The organism is Arcobacter sp. LA11 (assembly GCF_001895145.1).
Taxonomy (GTDB): Bacteria; Campylobacterota; Campylobacteria; order Campylobacterales; family Arcobacteraceae; genus Halarcobacter.
The window spans coordinates 64,582-90,358 of the sequence record NZ_BDIR01000003.1 but is presented as its reverse complement, the minus strand read 5'-3'; the positions used below and the strand labels follow the sequence as shown (position 1 = coordinate 90,358).

The window sequence follows — 25,777 nt, the reverse complement described above, 5'->3', positions numbered from 1 at the left end:
ATTTTTAAAAACTATATATTTTGATAATGCCTTAATATTTTTGTCATCATTTCAATTCTTTGTAAAAAAGAACTTTTAAGAGCTCTCTCTTTTATAGTGTGATCCCCATCCCCATATGGACCAAAGCCATCTATTGTGGTCACACCACAGCTTGCCACAATATTGGCATCACTAACTCCCCCTCTACGTTCTTTTGGAATAGATTCAGATGTTAATTCTTCAAAAAATTTAATAAGTTCAAGTTGTTTAGAATTTTCTTCCATAACACCTCTTTGAATTATTCCATCAGCATGAGCTTTTGTTCCTAGAACATAAGAAGTAGAAGTAATTTCTTCTACAGCATCCATTACTCTTTTTTGTTCATTTTTTTTGTCAAATCTAAATTCCATTTTCATTTCACAATAAGGAGAAACTGTATTTATTCCTATACCACCTTCAATTTGTCCTACATTTACAATAGTACCTTCTTCTAGATTTATTAATTCCGAATATTTTTGAAGTTTTATTGCACCTTCTAAGTTAGCATTTATTCCTTTAGTATATGAAGTTCCTGCGTGTGAAGCTTTACCATCTATTTTTATTATATATCTTCCAACACCTTTTCTTGATGTCACTACTTCCAAATTAGCACCAGCAGCTTCAAATACAAAGCAATAATCATAATCTTTTGCAATAGACATGGTTACTTCTTTTGAATCATCACTTCCAGTTTCTTCATCTGATACAAGTAGAAAGTCAATATTGTATATTTCATTATTCTCTTTATATATATTTCTTAAAGATTCTAAAGCAACAATATTGCCACCTTTCATATCACATACACCTGGGCCATATACCCATTCCTCATCTTCTTTAAAACCTTCAAAATAGCCTTTAGGAAATACAGTATCATTATGTCCTAATAACAGTATTTTTATTCCATCTCTTTTTTTAGTTTTAAATAATAAGTGATCTCCTAATAGTTCCCTTTCATATTTTATAGTTTCAAAGCCAAGTTCTTGTAACCATATAGACATATGTTTACCAACTTTATCGACACCATGTTTATTTTCTGTATGTGAATTAATATTTATTATAGTTTTTAAATCTTCTAAAAAGTCCAATCAAGTTCCTTTTGATTATATATAAATTAGAAGCATTCCTAAAAAGTTAAGAAAGCCAAGTAAATTATATAATTACTTGGCTTATATGAAAGGTTATAAAATGTCTATTTTGTGACGGATTATAAAATTATTATAAAGTTGTTACTATTTGTTTTGTGTTTGTCCAGCAATTATAAATCTTAGGGCATTTAGTCTAATAAATCCTTCAGCATCTTTTTGATTATAAACTTCATCTTCTTCAAATGTAGAGTGTTCTTCTGAGAATAAAGATTTTTCAGATTCTCTTCCTACAACTATTACATTTCCTTTGTAAAGTTTTAATTTAACTGTACCTTCTACATTTTTTTGTGTAGCGTCAATTGAAGCTTGTAGCATTTCTCTTTCTGGAGAGTACCAGTACCCTTGATAAATTAATTTAGCATATTTAGGCATTAACTCATCTTTTAAATGAGCAGCTTCTCTATCTAATGTAATTGATTCAATAGCTCTATGAGCTTTTAGCATAATAGTTCCACCCGGAGTTTCATAACAACCTCTAGCTTTCATTCCAACATATCTATTTTCAACAATATCAATTCTTCCGATACCATGTTTGTTACCATATTGATTTAGTGTTTTTAATATAGTTGCTGGTGACATTTTTTCACCATTAATTGCAATAGGGTCACCATTTTTATAATCAATTGTAATATACTCTGGTGTATCAGGTGCATTTTCTGGAGAATTAGTCCATAACCACATAGCTTCTTCAGGTTCTGCATTTGGATCTTCTAAAGATAAACCTTCATAAGAGATATGTAATAAATTGGCATCCATAGAATAGGGGCTAACAGCAGGGTTACCATCTTCATCAATATGTTTTTTATCAATATTAATACCATGCTCTTTTGCATAACTTAGTAATTTTTCTCTAGAATTTAAATCCCATTCTCTCCATGGAGCAATAACAGTAATTTCTGAATCCAATCCTAAATAACCTAATTCAAATCTTACTTGGTCATTTCCTTTTCCAGTCGCACCATGAGAAACAGCATCTGCACCCATCTTGTGTGCAATTTCAATTTGTTTTTTAGAAATAAGAGGTCTTGCAATAGATGTTCCTAATAAATACTCACCTTCGTAAATTGCATTTGCTCTAAACATTGGGAAAACATAATCTTTTACAAATTCTTCTTTTATATCTAATATAAAAATATTTTCAGGTTTAATACCCATATCAAGTGCTTTTTGTCTTGCTGGCTCTACTTCTTCACCTTGCCCTAAGTCAGCAGTAAAAGTAATAACTTCAGCATTATATTCATCTTGTAACCATTTTAAAATAATTGAAGTATCAAGCCCACCACTGTAAGCTAATACAACTTTTTTAACTTCTTTTTTACTCATAAACTTATCCTACATAATAGTTATTTTTAAGGCTAATATTTTATCTAAAATTAGCTATAATCTTAATTATGAGAATAGATAAATTTTTAAATGCAGTAAATATAACAAAAAGAAGAGCAGTTGCAGAAGATATGCTTGAACATAAAGTTGTATTTATAAATGATATTGCTGTTAAAAAAGCAAAAGAAGTAAAAGTTGGAGATATTATAGAAATAAAATATCTTGAAAGAAGTGATAAGTTTAAAGTTTTACAAATACCAACTACTAAATCTACTCCAAAATCTAAGATGGAAGAGTATGTTAAGAAAATAGAAGGATAATTATAATGTTTAATATGGCTAAATTAAAATTTGATGATATATTTGAAAATAGACTTCCTGAAGAAGAAGTAAGAGCATATTTAATAGAATTATATGAAAGAGGGGAAACTGCTGCTGAAATAGCAGCTGCAGCTAGTGCAATGAGAGATCATTTATTACCATTACCAGTTCACTATGATTTAAAAGAAAAATTAATTGATAATTGTGGTACAGGAGGAGATAAATCAAACTCATTTAATATTTCAACTACTGTTTCAATTTTACTTGCATCTTGTGGATGTTATGTTGCTAAACATGGAAATAGAAGTATTACAAGTAAATCAGGTAGTGCTGATATGCTTGAAGAGTTAGGAATTCATCTTACAATGAGTCCAGAAAACTCTGTAAAAATGCTTGAAGAAGCGGGTTTTTGTTTTATGTTTGCACAAAATCATCATCCTGCCATGAAATATATTATGCCAATTAGAAAATCAATTCCACATAGAACAATATTTAATATTTTAGGACCATTGTCAAATCCTGCTTCTGTATCTAAACAGTTAATAGGTGTATTTGATAAATCTTATATAAATAAAATAGCTACAGCTTTAGATTTGTTAGATGCCAAAAAATCTATTGTAGTATCTTCAAATGATGGAATGGATGAAATTTCTATTTCAGATATTTCTTATGCAACATCATTAACAAATGGTAAAATTGTGGATTTTGAAATTGATCCTCAGTCTTTTGGTTTAAAGCTTGCTTCTAAAGAAGAGATAATTGGTGGTGATGCAAAAGAAAACGCAAAAACAACAAGAGCAATTTTAAATAACGAATTAACAGGTGCAAAACTTGACGTTGTGTTAATTAATGCTGCAGCAGCGTTAGTTGTTGATGATAAAGCTAGAGATATAAGAGAAGGTATTGAAATTGCAAGAGATGCAATTCAAAGCTTAAAAGCAAAAGCAAAATTAGAAGAATTAATAAGTATTTCTTCTAAATTAAATTAAGGTTTTTATTGAAATCATTTATTTTAGGTATTGATAGTATCAATCAAATTATTGATGAATTAAAATTAAAACTAGAAATATTAGAAAATAGTTGTATAGTTATACTAAGGGGTGATTTAGCAAGTGGAAAAACTACACTTGTTAAAGAATATGTAAAATCACTGGGTTTAGATGATTTAGTTACTTCACCAACTTTTTCTTTACAATCAATATATAGTAATGAGATTTACCACTATGATGTATATAATAAAACTTTAGAAGAATTTATATCTTTTGGTATGATTGAAGAATTTGAAAAAAATGGTATCCATTTTGTTGAATGGGGTGATGAAAGATTAGAAGCATTATTAAAATCATATGGATATGATGTTATTCTTCTAGAAATAAAAAAAGAAAATGATAAAAGGCAATATATTTTAAATGAGTAAATTAAGAATTGAAGATATTAAAAAAAATATAAAAAAGACTCAAATTTTACATGGTATTTCACTTGAAGTAAATTCTGGAGAGATTGTAGGTTTATTAGGTCCAAATGGAGCTGGAAAAACTACAACATTTTATACTGTATGTGGATTAGTTAGTCCATCTAGTGGAAAAGTATTTTTTGATGAAGAAGAGATTACTAAGCTTCCTTTACATCAAAGAGCATTAAAGGGAATAGGATATTTACCTCAAGAATCATCTATTTTTAAAGATTTGTCAGTAGAAGATAACTTAATGCTTGCAGCACAGATTGTAACTGATGATAAAAAAGAACAACATAAAAGAGTTGAAGATTTACTTGAAGTATTTAATATTGAACCTATAAGACAAAGAAAAGGTGTCTCTTTATCAGGAGGAGAAAGAAGAAGAACAGAAATTGCTAGAGCTTTGGTTTCTAAACCTAAATTTTTACTTCTTGATGAACCTTTTGCTGGAGTTGACCCAATAGCAGTTAAAGATATTCAAGAAATTATTCATGAGCTTACAAAAATTGGTATTGGAGTTTTAATTACAGATCATAATGTTAGAGAAACACTTGAAATTTGTGATAGAGCTTATGTAATGAAAAGTGGAACTTTATTAGCTTCAGGAAATAGTGAAGATATAAAAAGTGATGGAAGTGTTAGGGAACACTATTTAGGTGAGAGTTTTAGTTTTTAATATTAATTAGAAACTACTAAATTCTTTCCTTTACTTTTTGCTAAATATAAAGCTTCATCTGCTTTTTTAATTACGCTATTTTCATCATCATCTTTTTGTAGTTTTGTTACCCCAAAACTTGCAGTGATCTTTCTTGGAATATCAATATTTTCATAATTTTCTATTGTTGTTCTAATTTTCTCTGCAACATTAACAGCGCCTTCAATTTCTGTTTGAGGAAGTAGTACTAAAAATTCTTCTCCACCCCATCTAACAATAGTATCATGCTCTCTTACACTTTTTAATACTATTTCTGAAATAATTTTTAACACTTCATCACCAACATTGTGACCAAACTGATCATTAAAAGATTTAAAGTCGTCAATATCAAATATAATTACTGATAAAGCATTATCATATCTTTTATCACGTTTAATTTCTTTTAAGAAAATTTCATTGAATTTTTGCCTATTGAATAGTCCCGTTAATTGGTCGTGTGTAGCTTGATACTCTAAAAGGTTTGATTTTTCCTTTAACTCTGTAATATCTGTAAAAGAGACAACATAATGTTCTCCTTTATGTTCATAATCATCAATATTAACAACAAAAACTCTATCTTCACCACTTGTGTTTTCAATTTTAACGACTCTATCAATTTCATTTAATTTTAAAATTTCTGATATCCAGCTGCTCGTATCTTTTACCTGACTTGCGTTAAAAAATCCATTTTCAATTTTACATTGATCTATTACTGATTTCTTTTTCTCAAAAAACTCTTCTAAAGTAGCAACATTGAAATATTCTAAGAATTTTTTATTTACATCTATAGCTTTTGTTAAATCAGTTAAAACTACCATATTATCTTGAGCATCTAAAATAAGTTTTGTTTTTTTAACTGCTTCTTCTACTTTATTGGCTAAATTTAAATTTACAGCTTCTAGTTCTTTTCTTAAAAATATAGGTTCTACAGCTTTAATCATACTTTCAATCAAATGATACAAATCTATTGGTTTCATCGCATAAGCGCTAACTTTTACATCTATAGCTTTTTTTAAAAAGTCAGGGTCACTATGTGCACTTGTAATTACTATTGGTACTTCATCATTAAACTTTCTAATTTCTGCACACATTTCAAGTCCACCCATTTTAGGCATATTTATATCAGTTAAAATTAAATTGATTTCAGGATTTTCTTTGAATTTTTCTAAGCCTTCTTTACCATTTTCTGCTACAACAACACTATTTACAATAGTACTAATTGTTTTACTAGTAAATTCTCGAACATCTTGTTCATCCTCAACATATAAGACATTAATATTTTTTAAAATTTCTTTATTCATAAATAATTGCCCTTCAAAGTGTCTTTAAGCTTGTCATTTTATATTATTATAACAAAAATAATTTTATATTACCAATATTTTTAATGAAATTAGAAAAAAAATAATTACTTATCAAATATTTTTAGAGCATTTTTTAAATCTTCTTCAGTATCAATACCAAATGATTTTGAAGATACTTTCACCATTGCAATTTTATGTCCATTGTCTATAGCTCTTAATTGTTCAAGTTTTTCAATGTTCTCTAGTTTTGATGAATTTAATTCACAAAAAGCATTTAATGATTTTTTTGTAAATCCATATATACCCAAATGACCGCAATAAGCTGATGAATCATAATGATCTCTATGGTAAGGAACTTTTGCACGTGAGAAATATATTGCGTTTGAATATTCATCTAATATGACTTTTACATGATTAGGATCATCTGCTAATTCTGAACTTATCTCTTTATAACAACTTGTAATCATGATACCTTCATTATTATCTTTAACTTTTTTAACTCTATTTATAACAGCTTGAATAACTTCTGGTTCAATAAAAGGTTCATCACCTTGAACATTAATAATAATTTCATCTTCTGGTAATTCTAAAATATTTACAGCTTCATTTATTCTATCTGTACCACTTTGATGCTCTGTTGATGTCATAACTGCATCAAAACCATGTTCTTTTGCTAAATCAATAACTTCTTGAGAATCTGTAGCAATTACTACTTTGTCTAAAGAGCTTACTTGTTTAGCTGTTTTAATTACCATTGGTAAGCCTAAAATATCTACTAAAATTTTATTTGCAAATCTGCTTGAATTTAACCTTGCAGGAATTATTATCATAAATTGTCCTTTTTTTATTAATTAAGAGGTATAGAGATTTTAAAGATAACACCATCATCTTGATTTGTTACACTTATTACTCCATTTAAATGCATATTTATTATGAGTTTTGTTGTATAAAGTCCCAATCCTACACCATGTTTTTGCTCTTTTGTAGAAAAATATGGTTCAAATATTTTGTGAATTATATCTTTATCAATACCTCCACCATTATCATATATTTCAAAGTAAATAGTATCTTCTAAAAAATATTGTTTTATATTTATAATTCCATTTTCAACAGAGTTCTTTTGTATAGCTTCTTTTGAATTATTTATTATATTAGTAAGAACTGTTATAATTTCTTCTGCATATGATTCAAATTTTAAATCATTTTCTATGTTTTTAATTAGTTCAATATTTAGATTTTCATCTTTTGAAAAAATTTCTAATACTTTTTCTACGATAACAGATGGTTTTGTAAGTTCTTTTTTTGTTCTAGGTTGTAAAAATCTTTGAAAGTCTTCAATAATTGAAGATAAACTATTAGCCTCATCTTTAATTTTCTCTAAAGTAGAAACTACATTATCCGTTGAAGGGGCTTCATCTATAGTAAAATCAAGCTCTAACTTTTGTGCCTGTATAGAGATTAAATTTAAAGGTTGCCGCCATTCATGAGATAATCTTTGTAAAGTTTCAGTCATAACTGAAAGTTTTGATTGTTGGATAAGAAGTGTATCTTTTTGTTCAATCTCTTCTTTTGCTGTAGAAACTTGATTTTGGAGCATTGAAGCTTCATCATTTAAATTTATTTCATTTGTAATATCAAACATTAATGAAGTATAACCTGTTACATCACCATATTTATTGTACATTGGTTTAATTTTCATATTAATCCAAAATGGTGTTCCATCTTTTTTAATATTTTTAAGTTTTCCACTCCACTCTTGGAGATTCTGTAAAGATTTATTTATATTTTTGTAAATTATTGAGTTAGTGTCTTTATGTGCTAAAGAAGAATAAGGTTTTCCTATAATATCTTTCTTTTTATATTCTGAAAGCTTCAAAAAAGCGGAACTAACTCTAGTTATATGTCCATGTAAATCTGTGTGCATTGATATTACGTAATCATCAAGAATTTCGTCATCTGAGACTTGTTGAGTAATATCTTTTGTATTTATTACAAAAAGATTTTTATTTAACATAGAAGAGATAGTTATTTTTAAATAAACTTTTTTTTCATCTTTTCTTATACAAACTATATCTATTTCAGCTTGATATTTTTTTTCTTTGTTTTTAATTACTAAAAGTTTTAAAAAAGAACGTACATATTTATCTTCCATTAAAGATACAAAATTTTTTTTAATTAATTCCTCTCTTGAAAATCCTAGAATTGGCATAAATGCATTATTTACATAGACAAACTTTGTAGACTTATCTATAATTCCAATTCCATCCCAAGAATTATTTATTATTTCTTGTAATTCTTGATTATTTCTCTTTAATTTTTCAATATCTTCTATAGACAATACAAAACCTTATTTTTAGTCATATTATTATAATATAAAATCTTTAAATAAGCATATGAAAGAAGTATTTTATGAAAAAAACAATAACAGTTATTGATACATTTGGATTTTTATTTAGGGCATATTACGCCTTACCACCATTAAAAGCAAAGTCTGGAGAAAAAGCAGGTTTTCCTACAGGTTTATTGACAGGATTTATGAATTTTATATCAAATATTGGAAAAGATTTTCAAACAGATTATATAGTTTTTGCACTAGATGCGAAGGGACCTACTTTTAGAAGTGATATTTATACAGAATATAAATCTCATAGACCTGATGTTCCAGAAGATTTATTAAAACAATTGCCAATTGCAATTGATTGGATTGAAAAAATGGGCTTTAAAACTGCGATTAAAACAGGATTTGAAGCTGATGATATTATTGCTTCAATTGCACTTGATGGAAAACAAAAAGATTTAGAAGTAAGAATTGTTTCCCATGATAAAGATTTATATCAATTAATTGATGATGACAAAGTATATTTATTTGATCCTATAAAAAAAGTTGTAATTAATGAAGATAAATGTTTTGAAAAATATGGTGTAACACCAAAGCAATTTACAGATTATCAATCTTTACTTGGAGATAGTGCAGATAATGTACCAGGAGTTAAAGGAGTAGGGGCTAAAACAGCAGAAGCTTTGATCAAACAATATAGTTCTCTTGATAGTATTTATGATAATTTAGAATCAATTGAGAAGCCAAGGTGGCAAAAACTTTTAACAGAAGGGAAAGAACTAGCATATATATCAAAACAGCTAGTAACTCTTAGCCAAGATTGTCATTGTATAGATGAATTAGACAAATATGTACTTCCAAAAGAAAATCCTATTTTAAAGATTTCAGATATTTTACTTGAATATGATCTAAACAGAATTGTTGATAGAGTAAATAAAGAAGGTTTGAATTATAAAACAGAAATACCTCAAAGTAAAATAGTAGAAAAAAAAGTTGAAGTTGAGTATATTTTATTAAATGATGAAAAAAAACTTCTTGATGTAGTTTCATCTATTAGCGATGACGCATTAGTTGCCTTTGATACAGAAACTACTGATATAGACGCAAGAAATGCAGATATAGTAGGATTTTCTTTTGCTTATGAAGAAAACAGAGCATACTATGTTCCTATTGGACATTTTTATTTAGGTGCCCCTGAACAAATATCAAAAAATACAGCAATAAAAGCAATATCAATACTAAACAACAAAAAATTAATATTACAAAACTTCAAATATGATTATGCAATAATAAAACAAACTCTAGGATTAGAACTTAAATTATACGCAGATACAATGATACTTGCATGGCTATTAGATTCAAGTTCAAAAATTGGTTTAGATTTTTTAGCAGATAAATATTTTGATCATAAAATGATTGCTTTTAAAGATATAGTAAAAAAAGGTGAGAATTTTTCAAATGTAGATATAACTGAAGCTTGTAATTATGCTGCAGAGGATGCTTTATACACATACAAAATTTATTATGCATTATTAGAAGACTTTAAAAACAAAGAGTGTGAACACATAATTGACATTGCCCATAAGTATGAATTCGATTTTATATATGTACTTGCAAATATGGAAGAAAATGGTATAAAAGTTGATGTTAATAAATTAAAAGAATTAAAAGATATTAACTACACTCATATTCAAGAACTAACGAGTAAAATCTATGAATCTGCAGGTACTGAGTTTAATATAAATTCACCAAAACAGCTTGGAACTATTCTTTTTGATACGTTAAAACTTCCTCCATCTAAAAAGACAAAGAGTGGCTATAGTACAAATGAAGTTGTATTACAAAAACTTCATGATGAGCATGAAATAATCCCTTTACTATTACAATATAGAGAAGCTTTTAAGTTACAATCAACATATATTGAACCATTATTAGAACTTGGTTTAAAAAATGATGACAATAGAATTTATACTTCTTTCTTACAAACAGGTACTGCAACAGGAAGATTAAGTTCTAAAAATCCGAATCTTCAAAATATACCAGTAAGGACAAAAGCAGGGGCATTAATTAGAAGTGCTTTTATCCCAAGAGAAGGATATACTTTATTAGGGATTGATTATTCTCAAATAGAATTAAGACTATTAGCACACTTTTCAGAAGATAAAGCATTAGTTGATGCCTTTAATGAAGGAAAAGATATTCACAGACAAACTGCGGTACAAATATTTGGTGAAGAAAAAGCAGATGAAAATAGATCTATTGCAAAATCAATAAATTTTGGTTTATTATATGGAATGGGAAGTAGAAAACTTGGTGATACTTTAGGAATTCCCGCAAAAGATGCAAAAAAATATATAGATTCGTACTTTGAAGCATTTGTTAGTGTAAAAGATTATTTAAAATCAATTGAAGATAAAGCTTTTACAGACGGTTATGTTGAAACATTAATTAAAAGAAGAAGACTTTTTGATTTTGATTCAGCAAATGGAATGATGAAAGCAGCATTTTTAAGAGAATCAGTTAACACACTTTTTCAAGGAAGTGCTGCTGATTTAATTAAATTATCAATGATTGATATATATAAAAGTTATAAAGATAATAATAATGTGAAAATGTTATTGCAAATCCATGATGAATTAATTTTTGAAGTAAAAAATGAGGAAATTGATAAAATAACTAAAAATTTAGTAGAAATCATGGAAAATATATATAATTTAAGGATACCCTTAAAAGTATCAAGAAGTGCGGGATTAAGCTGGCAAGAGCTAAAGTAAAAAGATTTATATGTAGTATTAATTTATTTTTTAATAATTTTATTTTGACAAAATAGTAAAAATCTGATAAAATACGTATAAAATTTATTTATAAAGAGAATATCATGCTAAAGACATTAAAAAACATCAGAAAACTTTATAATGCAAAATTACTTTTTGTTAGTAGTGATGTAGAAGTAAAGAAAACTATTGAGACTGAATTTGATGAATATTTTAAAGAACTTACTTTAGTTCAAAGTTCAAATGAAGCAATTTCTTTAATAGATGAAAATAATTATGATATGGTAATTATTGATACAACTGTTGAAGCAAAAGATTTTGATGAAGTATGTACAAATATTTCCCAAGCAGCTCCTACTTTACCAAAAATTATTATTTCAGATAAAGATAGTAATGATGATATTGTAACAGCAATTAATAATAGTGCTTATACTTTTTTAACAAAACCTCTAAGAGCAAAAGATATAAAATTAGCAGTAATTATGTGTCTTAACCAAACAAAAAGAGGTGATAAGATTGAATTCCAAGATGGAATTTACTTTGATGAATATAGAGATCAATTCTTTAAATCTGGAGGAACACTTATTGACTTCACTAGACTTGAAAAAGGTTTCTTAAAACTTTTAATTGCAAGAAAAGGTGAAATTACTGATTATGATATGATTAAAAATGTAGTTTGGAAAGGTAAAAATATGTCTATTTATACAATGAGAAACATTGTAAATAAGATTAGACAAAAAACTTACTATGAAATTATAAAAAACCATTCAAATAAAGGTTATATAATAGATGAGTTACAAAAGTAATTCATTTATTCTTTAAAAAGAGTTATGGAAGAAAGAATTGTTTCAAAAGAAGAGCTAGTATTACTGTTTGAGGAACAAAAAATTATTGATACAGGAAAAGGCTGGATGATGGATGAGAAAGAAGTGGATATAATAGCACTTCATGATGTAGATCCTAAGTTTTTACAAGATGTAACAAATGCAAAATTTTATAAACTAACATTAAAAGAGGGGAAATAATATATGTCACATTGTCCATACTGTGGTAAGAAAATAGCTATGAGTAAAGCATTTTGCTCTAGAAGTTGTAAGGAAAACTATTTTCAATTAATTGCAATACAGGTCCCAAGACCGTTTTTGAAAAGAATTTTTATATTCTGTACGCCGGAACAAAGAGAAGTTGAAATTGAAAACTTTGCTAATAGACATGGTTGGAGAATTGATTTATTACAAAAGAAAATCGATGAATTAGCAGTTGAATATGGATACGTTGAATCAAACTGAAAATAGCCCAAACTTTAAGAATAGTATTCTTAAAGAATCAACTCTTCTATATTTAGAAGATGACGAAGTAATACGAAAAGAAACTCAATCAATCTTCGAAAAAGTTTTTAAAAAGGTCTATGTTGGAGAAGATGGACAAGTAGGCCTAGAACTTTATAATAAACATCAAGATGAAATCAATATAATTTTAACAGATATAAATATGCCAAATATGGATGGTATAAGATTTATGGCAGAAGTTAGAAAACAAGATTTTGAAATACCAGTTCTTGTAGTTACCGCTTTTAATGATATTTCACAACTTATAAAAGCAATCAAGTTAAAAGTAACTGACTATATTGTAAAACCAATGCAGCTTAATACTACCCTTAAAATTATGGATAGAATTCTACAAGATAATTACAATCATAAACTAGTTACAAAACAACAAAATGAATTACATATATATAAAGAAATTTTAGATTTAGAAAACCTTGTAAGTGAAACTGATTTAAAAGGTTATATTACTTATGCAAATGATATTTTTTGTGAAGTATCTGGATATACAAAAGAAGAGCTAATTGGAGCTAATCATAATATAGTAAGACATCCTGATATTTCACCAAAAATATATGAAGAAGTATGGAATACAATTCAAAGTAAAAATATTTGGCGAGGTAAATTGAAAAACCGTGCAAAAGATGGTTCTGATTATTATGTTAGATCTACTATTTTCCCTATTTTAGATGGAGATGGAAATATAGAAAAATATGTTGCAAGTAGATTTTTAATTACAGAACAAGAAGAAGAAAAACATAAACTAAAAAAATATATCATGCATCAAAAAAGTAATCAAGTTAAACATGAAAAAGACTTGCAAGATAAATTTGATGAAGCATTACAAATTGCAAAAATGCAAAAAGATGAGCAAGTTGGAAAATTTATACATGAATTAAATGAACAAATAAAAATATTAAGAACAAAAAATTCAGATGATAAAGGAAGAATATTATCATTAGAAAAGAAATTAAAAGAAGCTACAGATAAAATAGATGAACTTCAAATTGGATATCAAGGTAGAATTGAAAAACTACATCATACAGCTAAAGTATCAGTAGAAGAATATACTAAATTTAAAAAGAAAAATGTCATTATGAGTGATAAACTATTAAAATCACAAGAAGCTATTATGACATTACAAGGCTATATAGATGAGTATAGAGATAAAATCAAAGACTTAGATGATGTAATCGAAGCCTATGAAAAACAATATGGCAGAATAACTGTTAGATAGTTTTTTTATTTTTATTTATTACAAACAACATTACTATACTTAAAATAGCAAATATTCCTGAAATCAACATTCCCATAGTTAACCATCCACCATATAAAAATCCTAACTGAATATCTGGTTCTCTAAAGAATTCTGCAGTAATTCTTGCGATAGAATATAAAATACCATAAAAAATAGCTAGTTGCCCATCAAAAGACTTTCTCTTTCTTATTGCAAATAAGATAATAAAAATTAATACACCTTCTAAGAATGCTTCATAAAGTTGAGAAGGATGTCTTAATACATTATCTACATAAATTCCCCAAGGTAAATCAGTTTCTCGTCCTACAAGCTCCTGATTAAAGAAATTTCCTATTCTTCCAAATACATATCCAGCAGAAATACCAATAACTGAAATATCCGCTAGAAACCAAAATGACACCTTATTTTTTCTACAAAATAAAATAGAAGCAATTAAAAAACCAATAAATGCTCCATGATAACTCATTCCAGAAATTCCTGTATATTCTCCATTAACAAAAGGATTAAAAATCTGCCAAGGATGGCTAATATAATACATAGTATTAGGATCATAAAATAGTATATATCCAAGTCTTGCACCTAATATTACACCAATTTCTGCCCACCAAATATAAGAATCAAATAAATCATTTGAAATAGGAATTTTATCATACTTTATAAGCCATTTAGCCACGAATATAGCAGAAAGTAGGGCTAAGGCATACATTATTCCATACCAATGTACAGCAATTGAACCTAAGTTAAAAGCTATGGGGTCAAATTGAGAATAAATATTTTGCCAAAACTCCATTTTATAACCTATTATAATGCTTCTGCAATTAGTTCAATTGGATTTTTAAATTGAACATCAACATCTGCTTGATGTAAAGAATTTGTAATTTGCATTCTACAGGCAGAACATTCTGCACTAACTACTTGTGCTTTAGTCTCTTTAATCATTGCAGCTTTTGGAGCACCTGCAGCTTTTGCATAATCATATTTTTCAGTTTGCATTGTAACACCACCAAAACCACAACATCTATTTGAGTCGCTCATTTCAGTCACGACATAGTTTTGTTTTAATAATTCTCTTGGTTCTTGCCATACACCTTGCATCTTTTTAGCATGACAAGGATCATGATATGTTATTACATCTTCCATCTTCTTATCAGATTTTGCAAGTAATTCTTTTAAATCAGTATTATTTTCTAGCCATTTAGTTGCCATAAAAATTTTCTTAGATAAAGTTTCAGCTCTTTTTTTCCATTCTGGTTGATTATGAAAATAGTGTGCCCAATCTTGATTTATCATTGCAGAACATGTAGCTTCTGGAATAATTACTGCATCTACATTATTTATCCATGTCTCAAAATATTCAATATTTTTTTTAGCTAAATAATCAACTGTATCAAAGTCTCCAGTAAAATATGCCGGAGCCCCACAACATAACTGTTTTTTAGGAATAAAAATATCAAGTTCTAACTTTTTAAGAATTTTTACTAAAGAATCACCAGTATTTGTATATGTATAGTTACTCATACATCCAATAAAAATTGCAACTTTATTTTTTTTGTCTTCCTCTTTCTTTTTATTTTTTGCAAAAATATTTTGAGGATATTTATTTAAAAAACTTCTCATATCTGCAAATGGTAATGATCTGTCTTTTTTTACTATTGGTAATGAAAATCTAGGAAGTCCTGATTGTTTTTTCTTATCGATTTTTAATGCACATGTTTGAAATACCCAACCAAGTCTTGAAAGCATATCCATAGTTTTTCTATGTCTTAATAACCAAAAGAACATTCTTTTATACCAAGCGATACCGTACTTTTGAGCTATATCAGCTCTAACTTGCTCAATAATCATATCAGTAGGTAAATCATTTGGACAAACTTCAACACAGTTTGTACATAAAAAACATGACTCAAAAATATCTTTTGCATTTTGGTCAAGTTCTAATTCATCTCTTTTATAAGCACCTAAAAGATCAATAAAACCTCTAGGAGATGTAGTTTCATCTTGATTTATATTAAAAATCGTACATACTGGCTTACATTTACCACACTTTACACAATCATCACTAATTTCAGTATAATCAAATTTATCAAGTATATTCATTATATTGTTTTACTAAACCTTCTTTTATTTTCAGGAACTTTTTTAAGATATGCATCAAATGGCATACAAATATTTCTAATTAACATTGTCCCTGTTTGTGAAACTTGAATTTTATCATTATTAATTGAAACTAACTCTGCTTCAATAAACTCATCTAATTCTTTTAAGTCATCTTTAAAATATTCATTAAAATTAATATTAAATTCTTTTTCTACTCTTGGAATATTTAAACTAAAGTTACTCATAAGTTCCATAATCACATATTGTCTTAAAATATCATCATCACTTAATCTATAACCTTTAAATATTGGTAAATCACCATTATCTAATGATTCTTCATATTGTTTTAAATCTTTAAAGTTTTGAGCATAATAATCAACACCATTTCCAATAGATGTAACACCAATTCCAATTAAATCAGCTCCACCTTTTGTAGTATACCCTTGGAAGTTTCTATGTAATTCACCTTTTTGGATTGCTTTAAATAATTCATCTTCAGGTTTAGCAAAATGGTCCATACCAACCATTTTGTAACCATTAGAAGTAAAAAACTCAATAGTATCTTTTAATATTTCAAGCTTTTCTGATGGTGGTGCAAATGTTGTTTCATCAAACTTTCTCATAGTTTTCATAAGCCATGGAACATGAGCATAATTAAATACTGCAAGTCTATCTGGATCTAAAGTTAAAACTTGTTTGATAGTCTCATGAAATGTTTTTTTAGTTTGATGAGGAAGACCATAAATTAAATCAATATTAATAGAATTTATTCCCGCATCTCTTGCAATTTGCATTACATTTTGTGTTGTTTCATATGGCTGGATTCGATGAATTGTTTTTTGAACTTCTTCATCTAAATCTTGAACTCCAAAGCTTAATCTATTACATCCACCTTTTTTAAGAACAGTCATATGCTCTTTTGTAAAGAATCTTGGATCTACTTCACATGAAACTTCGGCATCATCAGAGAAGTTAGGAAAAGTATCTTTAATCATAGTAATTACTTCATCTAATTGCTCAGCTGTAAAATATGTTGGTGTTCCACCACCAAAATGCATTTGAGTTACTTTTCTTGAAGTATTCAATACCTTTTTTAGTAAATCTAACTCTTTTTTTAAATAATCAAGATATTTAATTTTCTTGTCATCTTTTGAAGTAAATATTACATTACATCCACAAAAATAACAGGCACTTCTACAAAAAGGAAGATGAATATATAAAGATAAGTTTCTATTATCATCTTGTCCTTCGAAATAATTTATTAAATCTTTTTGTGAAAATTCTTCACTAAACTCAGGTGCTGTAGGATAAGAAGTATATCTAGGCCCAGGCTTTGAATACTTTTCAAATTTTTTAAAATCTATCATTTTATTAACTTTCTATTTTTTTAGTTGTCTATCTAACCAAACCATTACACCTTTTTGAGCATGTAATCTATTTTCAGCTTCTTCGAAAACTAAACTTTGTTCACTTTCTATTACTTCTTCACTAACTTCATATCCACGATATGCAGGTAAACAGTGTAAGAAAATGGCATTATCTTTTGCTCTTGACATCATTTTGTTATCTACAATATATCCGTCAAAATCTTTTAATCTTTTTTCTTTTTCATCCTCTTGTCCCATAGATACCCATGTATCAGTTGTGACTACTGTAGAACCTTGTATAGCTTCAATTGGATCATTACCGATAATAATTTTTGCACCAGACTCTTTTGCAAATTCTAATGCATCATCTAAAATATTTTGTTGTACTTCATAACCTTTTGGAGTTGCAATTCTAAGTTCAAATCCAAGTTTTGATGCAAGCATTAACCATGAGTGTGCTAAGTTATTACCATCTCCAACATATGCAACTATAAGATTTTTTTCAAGACCAGCTTCTTGGATAGTCATATAGTCTGCCATAAGTTGTACAGGATGATATTCATTTGTTAAACCATTTATAACAGGAACTTTAGAATATTTTGCAAACTCTTCAATTTTACTTTGCTCAAATGTTCTAATCATTACCATATCTACCATTCTTGATATAACTCTTGATGTATCGCTCATAGGCTCACCACGTCCAAGTTGAATATCATTTGAAGATAAAAATAATCCTACTCCACCTAATTGATAAATACCAGTTTCAAAACTAACTCTTGTTCTTGTGCTACTTTTTTCAAATATCATTCCAAGTGTTTGTTTTGGCATATAATCTTTAAAAACTCTATTTTTAGTTTCAATTTTAATTTTTGATGCTAAATTTAAAATCTCTAAAATCTCTTCTTTAGAGTAGTCTTTTAGTGTTAAAAAGTGTCTCATAGTTTAACCTTTATGTTTTAAAAAAGATTAAATTTTACCCAAAATTGATTTACTATTCACTTAAATATTTTTCAACTTATTATTTTTACTTTTATTTAATTATTTATTTTTCTCTAGAGCCCATATAGTGACATTTTTGTGACATTTTATATTATTATTTTTTAAGATTTTTAAGCCTATTATTGCACTATCGCTTTAAGGATAATAAATGATAAATGAAATATTAAAAAGAGATGGAACAAATGAAGAGTTTCAAGAATTTAAGATTAAAGATGCAATAAAAAAAGCATTTAAAAGTACACATGTTACTTATGATTCTGTAGTATATTTAAACGTAATAGAATTATTAAAAAAGAAAAGAATAATAGCTGTAGAAGATATTCAAGATGCTATAGAAGAAGAATTATATAAAGCTAGATATTTTGATGTAATGAAATCTTTCATGTTATATAGACACATGCACAAAATGCAAAGAGAACAAATCTTAGGGCTAAGTGATGATACAACATATATTAATTCTACTCAAACTATAGAAGAGTATATAAATGGTACAGATTGGAGAATCAAAGCTAATTCAAATACTGGATATTCACATGCAGGGTTAATAAACAATAGTGCAGGAAAAGTAATTGCAAACTATTGGTTAGACAAAATTTATTCAAAAGAAGAAGGCTATGCTCATAGAAATGCAGATTATCATATTCATGATTTAGATTGTTTAAGTGGATATTGTGCAGGATGGAGTTTAAGAGTTCTTCTTGATGAAGGATTTAATGGAGTAAGAGGAAGAGTTGAAAGTGATGCTCCTAATCATTTTAGAGAAGCCTTAGGTCAAATGGCAAATTTCTTAGGTATTTTACAAAGTGAATGGGCCGGAGCACAAGCTTTCTCTTCATTTGATACATATTTAGCACCTTATGTATTTAAAGACAAATTATCTTATTCTGAAGTAAAGAAAAATATTAGAAGTTTTATTTACAATTTAAATGTACCAGCACGTTGGGGACAAAGTCCTTTTACAAATATCACAATTGATTGGACCGTTCCAAGAGATTTAGCTGATCAAATACCAACAAAAAACCAAGCACATTTATTTATTGATATTGAAGATGAAGAGTTATTAGAATCAGCTAAAGAAAGAGGTCATGAATCTTTAACTGAATTGACATATAAAGATTTTCAAAAACAGATGAATATGATTAATAAAGCATATTATGAAATAATGACAGAGGGTGATAAAACAGGTCAACCATTTACTTTCCCAATTCCAACTGTAAATATCACTGAAGACTTCGATTGGCATGGAGAAAATACAGATATCTTATTTGAAAACACGGCAAAAATAGGTTCTTCATATTTTCAAAATTTCATTGGTAGTCAATACATAAAAGATGAAAATGGAAAACTAGTACCAAATGAAGATGCATATAAACCAGGTCATGTAAGATCTATGTGTTGTAGATTACAACTTGATTTAAGAGAGCTTCTTAAGCGTGGTGGTGGATTATTTGGTAGTGCAGAGATGACAGGAAGTATTGGAGTTGTAACAATAAACATGGCTAGACTTGGATATCTTTATAAAGATGATAAAGAAGCTTTAATGGAAAGACTAGTTGAATTAATGGATTTAGCAAAATCTACACTAGAGAAGAAAAGAGTTTTTGTAAACGAATTATATGATAGAGGTTTATTCCCATATACAAAAAGATATCTTCCTGGTTTTAACAATCATTTTTCTACTATTGGAGTAAATGGTATTAATGAGATGATAGTTAACTTTACTGAAAAAAGATATGATATTGCAAAAGAAGAAGGGATACAACTAGCTACTGAGATTCTAAATTTCATGAGAGAAAGAATGGTGCAATACCAAGAAGAGACAGGAAACTTATATAATCTTGAAGCAACACCAGCAGAAGGAACTACATATAGGTTTGCAAAAGAAGATAAAAAAAGATATTCAGATATTTTACAAGCAGGATTTGGTAAAAATATTTACTATACAAACTCTTCTCAACTTCCTGCAAACTTAACAGATGATGTTTTTGAAGCTTTAGACTTACAAGATGACTTACAAGGTAAATATACTGGTGGAACTGTACTTCATTTATATATGAAAGAGAAAATTTCATCAACTGAAGCTTGTAGAAAGTTAGTTAAAAATGTGATTTCAAATTATACATTGCCATATATTACAATTACACCTCTATTTTCAATATGTCCAAAACATGGATATATAAATGGAGAGTATGAATATTGTCCAATTTGTGATCAAGAAATATTAAATGAAGAATTAAATAATAAGGAGACAAAAAATGAAAAGCTTAGAGCCTGAGAAATTAAAAGAAAAAAGAACAAAGTGTATTGTTTATACAAGAGTTATGGGATACCATAGACCAGTAGAAAGTTTTAATATTGGTAAAAAAGGTGAACATCAAGAAAGAGTTAAGTTTATTGAAAAACATAATATATAGTATAACAAAGTTTACTACTACAGATTATAAAGATCACTTATCTTGTGTTGTATGGTTTTCATCATGCAACATGAGATGTCTTTATTGCTACAATCCTGATATTGTTAAATCAAAAGAAGGAAACTATAGTTTAAATGATTTATATTCATTTTTAAAGAAAAGAATTGGCTTATTAGATGCAGTTGTATTAAGTGGGGGAGAAGCTACTACTCATGATTTATTTAAAATCTGTGAAAATATAACAAACCTAGGTTTTAAAATAAAACTTGATACAAACGGAAGTAATCCTAAACTATTAAAAAAACTACTAGATAACTATTTACTAGATTATGTAGCTTTAGATTTTAAAGCACCAAAAAACAAATATAAAGATATAACAAAAAGTTCATTGTATGATGAGTTTATTGATAGTTTAAAAATTCTAAAATCTAGCGATTGTAAATTTGAAGTAAGAACAACTTTGCATAATGACTTGTTAGATGTAGATGACATAAATACTATGCAAAAGATTTTAGTAGAAAATACTTACACTGACAACTTTTATATACAAAAGTTTTTAGAAGTTGAAAATCTATCAAACTTAGAAAATTCAACTAAAGTATTTGATTTAAACAGTTTGAATAATGATTTAAATATCGTTTGGAGAAATTAAATATCCCTGTCCTGGAATATTTTTAATTAATTCTTTAGCCGTTTTTGCTCTTAACCTTTTAATAAAAGTTCTTAATCTCTCATCTGTAACATCTTCACCAGGCCATAATTTCGTTTTTATTAACTTTGCTGTTACAATATCTTTTTTATTTTCAACTAATAAAGATATAAATTGTTTCTCTCTTTTTGTTATATTAACAAAAGTATCATCTTCAAAAAGATTCTTTGTATTATTATCAAAGCTAAAATGCTTATTTAAACAAATGATTCTATGTTTATTTAATTTTTTTGCTAAGAAAGTAAGATATTCTAGTACTTCTTCTGGATCAAAAGGTTTAATAAAATATTTTGTAATACCAATATCAATTGCCTTTAAAAGTTTTTCTTTATCAGAAAATGCACTTAATACAATAATTGGTATTTCTTCATTTATCTCTTTGATTTTTTTTGTCATTTCTAAACCATCAAGCTTTGGCATCATTATATCAGTGATTACAATATCAGGATTTACTTTTTTAAATTTATCTAGACCTTCTTCACCATTATTTGCTACAGTGAATGAAAAGAAATAATCAGCAAGGGCATCTTTTAATAGTTTAGAAATATTTACCTCATCTTCTACAAAAAGTATTTTTAACTCTTTTAATAAAATTTCATCACTTGACATCTATTCTCCTAAAGGTATTTTAATTTTAAACTCTAATCCACCATCACAATTTTTTGCTTCAATTATTCCATTTAAACTTTTCTCAATAATCATTTTAGACATGAAAAGACCAAGGCCTGTCCCATTACTTTGGTGCTTAGTTGTAAAATATGGTTCAAATATTTTATCTAAATTATCTGTTCCACCAGCTTTATCAGAATATAAAATCAAAACATTTTTTTCATTTTTATAAACTTTTATATCAATTTCTTTGTCAGATATATTATTACTATTAAAAGCTTCACTAGAATTTTGTATAAGATTTATTATAACTTGCGAAAATTCATTTAAAACTCCAAAGACTTCAATTTTTTCAAACTCTTTATTTATATAAATATTTTCTCTTTGTAATAGCTTTTTAGTAATCAATAAAGCATCATCAATTGCATAATCTATAAAAAATTTCTCTTTAGGTTTATTTGGATTAAAAAAGTTTGTGAAATCATCAATTGTTTCTGACATATTTTCAATAATTCCTAATGATTCTTTGTAATATTGATCAAGTTTTTCAGGATTACAGTTTTTTGCACTCTTCTTAATATTAAACATTGTCAAACTAAGTTCAGTTAGAGGCTGCCTCCATTGATGTGCAATATTTGCAAGCATTTGTCCAAGACTTGCCATTCTAGATTGCCAAAAAAGCATTTTTTGTTTCTCTTTATTCTTTGCTATCTCTACTTGAACTCTTTGTTCTAGTGTTTGATTTAACTCTAATAGTTGAGCAGTTTGTTCAGATACTCTTTGTTCCAATGTTTTATTTAATACTTCTAGCTCTTCATCTTTCTTTTCTAATGCTTTTTTTAACTCAACTTCTTTTGTAACATCATAACGAATTGCAATAAACTCTTTTATATTATCATTATTGTCAAGAATAGGTGTTATTGTAGTATTTAAGTAAACAGTAGAACCATCTTTACAAAGGTTTTTCGCAGTTGTCTTATATGGTTTTTTTGAAAGAATTGTATTCCAAAGAGATTCAAAAGCCTCTTTTGGAATATCTGGATGTCTAATTATATTATGGTTACTTCCAAGAAGTTCTTCTTTTGAATAACCAGAAATTTTACAAAACTCATCATTTACAAAAGTAATAACACCTCTTATATCTGTTTTAGAAACAATATTTGAGTTTTCTATAGCTTCTTGATAAGTTTGTCCCATAATATAACTATTTTTACTTTTTATTTAAAAGTTCACAAGCTTCTTTTGCATGATATGTAATAATTAAATCTGCACCAGCTCTTTTAAACCCAATTAAAGTCTCCATCATTACTCTTTCATAATCTATAAGTCCAGCAGCACCTGCATGTTTTAACATTGCATACTCCCCACTCACATTATATGCACAAATAGGAAGATTTGATTCATTTCTAATATCTCTAATAACATCCATAAATGCAAGTGCTGGTTTAACCATAAGAATATCTGCACCTTCTTTTTCATCTTGTAAAGACTCTTCTAATGCTTCTAGTCTATTAGCTGGGTTCATTTGATATGTTCTTCTATCCCCAAAACTTGGAGTAGATTCTGCAACATCTCTGAAAGGTCCATAATAAGCACTTGCAAATTTAGTAGAGTAAGCCATAATTGGTAAGTTTTCAAAACCATTTTCATCCAATGCTTCTCTTAATGTTTCTATAATTCCATCCATCATTCCAGAAGGAGCAATCATATCAGCACCAGCTCTTGCATGAACTATTGCTTGTAAAGCAGAAATCTCTAGTGTTTTGTCATTATCTACAGTTTCAGTCTTTGGATCTAAAATACCACAATGTCCATGGTCTGTATATTCACAAAAACATAAATCAGTAACAACAAACATATCAGGAAATTTTGATTTTATTGCTTTTATTGTTCTTGAGATTATACTCTCTTCACATAAACACTCACTACCTACAGAATCTTTTAAATCGGGAATAGCAAATAAAATAATTGAATTTAATCCTATACTTCTAATATATTCACACTCTTTTAATATTTCATCAATACTCATTTGGAAAACACCTGGCATTGATTCAATTTCTTTTTTAAAATTTTCACCTTCTTTTACGAATAATGGATATATAAAATCATCTTTACTTAAACTTGTCTCTTGTACCAAGTTTCTTAATGTCTGATTAATTCTTAATCTTCTAAATCTTTTAAACATAATATTTACCTTTGTTAGATATAATCTTGAGCATTTTATCAACTTAAGGTTTAAAAGGTTATGAATATAGAGAAATCAAATATTGCTAATTTACCTACAAAATATGGAAAATTTAAAATAAGAGCTTACAAGCAAGATAATCAAGAACATTTAGCAATTATGAGTGAAAATTTTGACAAAATTGAATCACCTTATGTAAGAATTCACTCTGAATGTTTAACAGGCGACACACTGGGAAGTCTTAAGTGTGATTGTCAAAATCAGTTAGATTTAGCTTTAAAATTTATTGCCGCACATGGCGGGTTAGTAATATATCATAGACAAGAAGGAAGAAACATAGGTTTACTAAATAAAGTAAATGCCTATGCACTGCAAGATGCAGGAAGAAATACAATAGAAGCAAATCTTGAACTTGGATTTGGCGAAGACGATAGAGATTATTCTGTTGTTGAAGAAGTATTTACAGATTTAGAATTGAAAAGTATAAAGTTAATTACAAATAATCCTAAGAAAATCAATTATGTGGAATCTTTAGGAATAGATATTTGTGAAAGAATACCAGCAATTACAAAATCAAATAAATATAATGAAGATTATATAAATACAAAAAAAGAACATATGGGACACATGTTTTAATGGATTTCCAAGAAAATATAAAAGATATTATCTTAGATGACGAATTTCCAAAAAGATGTAATGTCTTTACAACGTTACTTCAAAAATGGGGTAAAGTTCATAATTTAAGTGGTAGATTAAGTACTGAAGATATACGAGAAAATATTATAGATTCAATTTATCCCTTGCAATATTTAGATTCTTATAATAGTTTTGCTGATATAGGAACAGGAGCAGGGTATCCAGGTCTAATCCTAGCAATGGCAAGAGCAGATATCAAATGTTACTTAATAGAGCCTAGAGTAAAAAGAGTAGCTTTTTTGAATTTTGTAAAAAACTCTCTTGGTCTAAAGAATATTGAAGTAATTGGAAAAAGAGTAGAAGAAGTAGAAAATGTAAAAGTAGATTTAGTAACATCAAGAGCAGTTACAAATACAAAACTACTCTTAGATATAACAAAGAACATATCTACTGATACAACAAGTTATTTATTTTACAAAGGAAGTCTTTTAGAAAGTGAAATAGAAGAGGCAAAACTTGAAAATACACAAACTTATTCTAGAAAAGATAGAAATTATCTATATTTAAAAGGGTCTAAATGATATTAAAAGTTTTAGCAATAGCTGTTGTACTTTTTTTAGTCTATATTGTTTTATTTAAAAAAGACAGAGAAAAAAGTGTAACAAAAAAAGAAGATGAAAAAATCGAAGATATTATGGTAGAATGTCCTACTTGTAGTACATTTGTATCTAAAAAAGAAGCTATCTTAAGCAATGGGCATTTTTATTGTTCAAAAGATTGTCTTCAAAATAAATAAAAAGGAAACTAGG

General features: G+C 27.5%; 27 protein-coding genes. 15 read left to right on the top strand and 12 right to left on the bottom strand.

The window, feature by feature from the left end; all coding sequences use genetic code 11:
* Nucleotides 1-11: 11 nt before the first annotated feature.
* Together BT997_RS04275 and BT997_RS04270 are read right to left on the bottom strand one after the other, a co-directional pair.
* The gene (locus BT997_RS04275; protein ID WP_072680211.1) at nucleotides 12-1,103 is read right to left on the bottom strand and encodes a M20 family metallopeptidase; all 1,092 of its coding nucleotides are present in this window, start codon (nucleotides 1,101-1,103) and stop codon (nucleotides 12-14) included.
* 144 nt (nucleotides 1,104-1,247) lie between these two features.
* Nucleotides 1,248-2,486 (bottom strand): argininosuccinate synthase, encoded by a 1,239-nt coding sequence (locus BT997_RS04270; protein WP_072680210.1) that lies wholly within the window; start codon nucleotides 2,484-2,486, stop codon nucleotides 1,248-1,250.
* 68 nt (nucleotides 2,487-2,554) lie between these two features.
* Here BT997_RS04270 and BT997_RS04265 point away from each other — a divergent pair, with 68 nt between their 5' ends.
* From BT997_RS04265 to lptB, 4 genes are read left to right on the top strand one after another with little or no spacing between them, the layout of a single operon-like run.
* On the top strand, nucleotides 2,555-2,806 hold the full coding sequence (locus BT997_RS04265) for a S4 domain-containing protein (RefSeq protein WP_072680209.1): 252 nt from the start codon (nucleotides 2,555-2,557) through the stop codon (nucleotides 2,804-2,806).
* Nucleotides 2,807-2,811: 5 nt separating this feature from the next.
* Nucleotides 2,812-3,795: an anthranilate phosphoribosyltransferase gene (gene trpD, locus BT997_RS04260; RefSeq protein WP_072680208.1), complete on the top strand. Its 984-nt coding sequence runs from the start codon at nucleotides 2,812-2,814 to the stop codon at nucleotides 3,793-3,795.
* Nucleotides 3,796-3,803: 8 nt separating this feature from the next.
* Entirely contained in the window at nucleotides 3,804-4,223 is a 420-nt protein-coding gene (gene tsaE, locus BT997_RS04255) for a tRNA (adenosine(37)-N6)-threonylcarbamoyltransferase complex ATPase subunit type 1 TsaE (protein ID WP_072680207.1), read from the top strand.
* Entirely contained in the window at nucleotides 4,216-4,938 is a 723-nt protein-coding gene (gene lptB / locus BT997_RS04250; RefSeq protein WP_072680206.1) for an LPS export ABC transporter ATP-binding protein, read from the top strand. Before tsaE ends, lptB begins: the two co-directional genes overlap by 8 nt.
* 2 nt (nucleotides 4,939-4,940) lie before the next feature.
* Here lptB and BT997_RS04245 read toward each other — a convergent pair whose 3' ends face one another.
* From BT997_RS04245 to BT997_RS04235, 3 genes are all read right to left on the bottom strand, one after another.
* Nucleotides 4,941-6,257, bottom strand: coding sequence for a diguanylate cyclase (locus BT997_RS04245; protein ID WP_072680205.1), 1,317 nt, complete (start codon nucleotides 6,255-6,257; stop codon nucleotides 4,941-4,943).
* 104 nt (nucleotides 6,258-6,361) lie between these two features.
* Complete coding sequence (gene kdsB, locus BT997_RS04240; RefSeq protein ID WP_072680204.1) at nucleotides 6,362-7,087, bottom strand: 3-deoxy-manno-octulosonate cytidylyltransferase; 726 nt, start codon at nucleotides 7,085-7,087, stop codon at nucleotides 6,362-6,364.
* Between the two features lie 17 nt (nucleotides 7,088-7,104).
* Nucleotides 7,105-8,595 (bottom strand): PAS domain-containing sensor histidine kinase, encoded by a 1,491-nt coding sequence (locus BT997_RS04235; RefSeq protein WP_072680203.1) that lies wholly within the window; start codon nucleotides 8,593-8,595, stop codon nucleotides 7,105-7,107.
* A 71-nt stretch (nucleotides 8,596-8,666) separates the two neighbouring features.
* On the opposite strand from BT997_RS04235, the gene polA reads away from it, so the two are divergent.
* The 5 genes from polA (at nucleotide 8,667) to BT997_RS04210 (ending at nucleotide 13,931) form a co-directional block, all read left to right on the top strand.
* Complete coding sequence (gene polA, locus BT997_RS04230; protein ID WP_072680202.1) at nucleotides 8,667-11,369, top strand: DNA polymerase I; 2,703 nt, start codon at nucleotides 8,667-8,669, stop codon at nucleotides 11,367-11,369.
* A 104-nt stretch (nucleotides 11,370-11,473) separates the two neighbouring features.
* Nucleotides 11,474-12,175, top strand: coding sequence for a response regulator transcription factor (locus BT997_RS04225; RefSeq protein ID WP_072680201.1), 702 nt, complete (start codon nucleotides 11,474-11,476; stop codon nucleotides 12,173-12,175).
* Nucleotides 12,176-12,199: 24 nt separating this feature from the next.
* Nucleotides 12,200-12,394, top strand: a complete 195-nt coding sequence (locus tag BT997_RS04220; RefSeq protein WP_072680200.1) for a hypothetical protein — start codon at nucleotides 12,200-12,202, stop codon at nucleotides 12,392-12,394.
* A 3-nt stretch (nucleotides 12,395-12,397) separates the two neighbouring features.
* Nucleotides 12,398-12,658: a DUF2116 family Zn-ribbon domain-containing protein gene (locus BT997_RS04215; protein WP_072680199.1), complete on the top strand. Its 261-nt coding sequence runs from the start codon at nucleotides 12,398-12,400 to the stop codon at nucleotides 12,656-12,658.
* Complete coding sequence (locus BT997_RS04210) at nucleotides 12,636-13,931, top strand: response regulator (protein WP_083568447.1); 1,296 nt, start codon at nucleotides 12,636-12,638, stop codon at nucleotides 13,929-13,931. Before BT997_RS04215 ends, BT997_RS04210 begins: the two co-directional genes overlap by 23 nt.
* On the opposite strand, the gene lgt is transcribed toward BT997_RS04210, so the two are convergent.
* The 4 genes from lgt to argF are packed head-to-tail and all read right to left on the bottom strand — an operon-like array spanning nucleotide 13,924 to nucleotide 18,355.
* Nucleotides 13,924-14,742, bottom strand: coding sequence for a prolipoprotein diacylglyceryl transferase (gene lgt / locus BT997_RS04205; protein WP_072680197.1), 819 nt, complete (start codon nucleotides 14,740-14,742; stop codon nucleotides 13,924-13,926). The genes BT997_RS04210 and lgt overlap by 8 nt on opposite strands.
* A gap of 11 nt (nucleotides 14,743-14,753) precedes the next feature.
* Nucleotides 14,754-16,049, bottom strand: a complete 1,296-nt coding sequence (locus BT997_RS04200) for a (Fe-S)-binding protein (protein WP_072680196.1) — start codon at nucleotides 16,047-16,049, stop codon at nucleotides 14,754-14,756.
* Nucleotides 16,049-17,416 carry an oxygen-independent coproporphyrinogen III oxidase gene (hemN, locus tag BT997_RS04195; RefSeq protein WP_072680195.1) on the bottom strand — a complete coding sequence of 456 codons (1,368 nt, stop codon included), beginning with the start codon at nucleotides 17,414-17,416 and terminating at the stop codon, nucleotides 16,049-16,051. The genes BT997_RS04200 and hemN overlap by 1 nt, the downstream gene beginning before the upstream one ends.
* 12 nt (nucleotides 17,417-17,428) lie before the next feature.
* The gene (gene argF / locus BT997_RS04190) at nucleotides 17,429-18,355 is read right to left on the bottom strand and encodes an ornithine carbamoyltransferase (RefSeq protein ID WP_072680194.1); all 927 of its coding nucleotides are present in this window, start codon (nucleotides 18,353-18,355) and stop codon (nucleotides 17,429-17,431) included.
* Nucleotides 18,356-18,563: 208 nt separating this feature from the next.
* Between argF and BT997_RS04185 the strand changes: the two genes are divergently transcribed.
* From BT997_RS04185 to BT997_RS04175, 3 genes are read left to right on the top strand one after another with little or no spacing between them, the layout of a single operon-like run.
* A complete protein-coding gene (locus tag BT997_RS04185) occupies nucleotides 18,564-20,690 on the top strand; it encodes a ribonucleoside triphosphate reductase (protein WP_072680193.1) in 2,127 nt (708 codons plus the stop codon).
* Nucleotides 20,671-20,829, top strand: a complete 159-nt coding sequence (gene nrdD, locus BT997_RS15410) for an anaerobic ribonucleoside-triphosphate reductase (protein ID WP_072680192.1) — start codon at nucleotides 20,671-20,673, stop codon at nucleotides 20,827-20,829. The genes BT997_RS04185 and nrdD overlap by 20 nt, the downstream gene beginning before the upstream one ends.
* Entirely contained in the window at nucleotides 20,810-21,481 is a 672-nt protein-coding gene (locus tag BT997_RS04175) for an anaerobic ribonucleoside-triphosphate reductase activating protein (protein WP_258239419.1), read from the top strand. The genes nrdD and BT997_RS04175 overlap by 20 nt, the downstream gene beginning before the upstream one ends.
* Here BT997_RS04175 and BT997_RS04170 read toward each other — a convergent pair.
* The 3 genes from BT997_RS04170 to hemB are packed head-to-tail and all read right to left on the bottom strand — an operon-like array spanning nucleotide 21,458 to nucleotide 24,332.
* Complete coding sequence (locus BT997_RS04170; RefSeq protein WP_174247193.1) at nucleotides 21,458-22,147, bottom strand: response regulator transcription factor; 690 nt, start codon at nucleotides 22,145-22,147, stop codon at nucleotides 21,458-21,460. The two genes, BT997_RS04175 and BT997_RS04170, sit on opposite strands and share 24 nt — an antisense overlap.
* On the bottom strand, nucleotides 22,148-23,344 hold the full coding sequence (locus BT997_RS04165; protein WP_072680190.1) for a PAS domain-containing sensor histidine kinase: 1,197 nt from the start codon (nucleotides 23,342-23,344) through the stop codon (nucleotides 22,148-22,150).
* Nucleotides 23,345-23,357: 13 nt separating this feature from the next.
* Nucleotides 23,358-24,332, bottom strand: a complete 975-nt coding sequence (gene hemB, locus BT997_RS04160) for a porphobilinogen synthase (protein ID WP_072680189.1) — start codon at nucleotides 24,330-24,332, stop codon at nucleotides 23,358-23,360.
* A 60-nt stretch (nucleotides 24,333-24,392) separates the two neighbouring features.
* Between hemB and ribA the strand changes: the two genes are divergently transcribed.
* From ribA to BT997_RS04145, 3 genes are read left to right on the top strand one after another with little or no spacing between them, the layout of a single operon-like run.
* On the top strand, nucleotides 24,393-24,968 hold the full coding sequence (ribA, locus tag BT997_RS04155; RefSeq protein ID WP_072680188.1) for a GTP cyclohydrolase II: 576 nt from the start codon (nucleotides 24,393-24,395) through the stop codon (nucleotides 24,966-24,968).
* On the top strand, nucleotides 24,968-25,549 hold the full coding sequence (rsmG, locus tag BT997_RS04150) for a 16S rRNA (guanine(527)-N(7))-methyltransferase RsmG (RefSeq protein ID WP_072680187.1): 582 nt from the start codon (nucleotides 24,968-24,970) through the stop codon (nucleotides 25,547-25,549). Before ribA ends, rsmG begins: the two co-directional genes overlap by 1 nt.
* Nucleotides 25,546-25,764: a PP0621 family protein gene (locus BT997_RS04145; RefSeq protein WP_072680186.1), complete on the top strand. Its 219-nt coding sequence runs from the start codon at nucleotides 25,546-25,548 to the stop codon at nucleotides 25,762-25,764. The genes rsmG and BT997_RS04145 overlap by 4 nt, the downstream gene beginning before the upstream one ends.
* The last annotated feature ends 13 nt before the right edge of the window (nucleotides 25,765-25,777 follow it).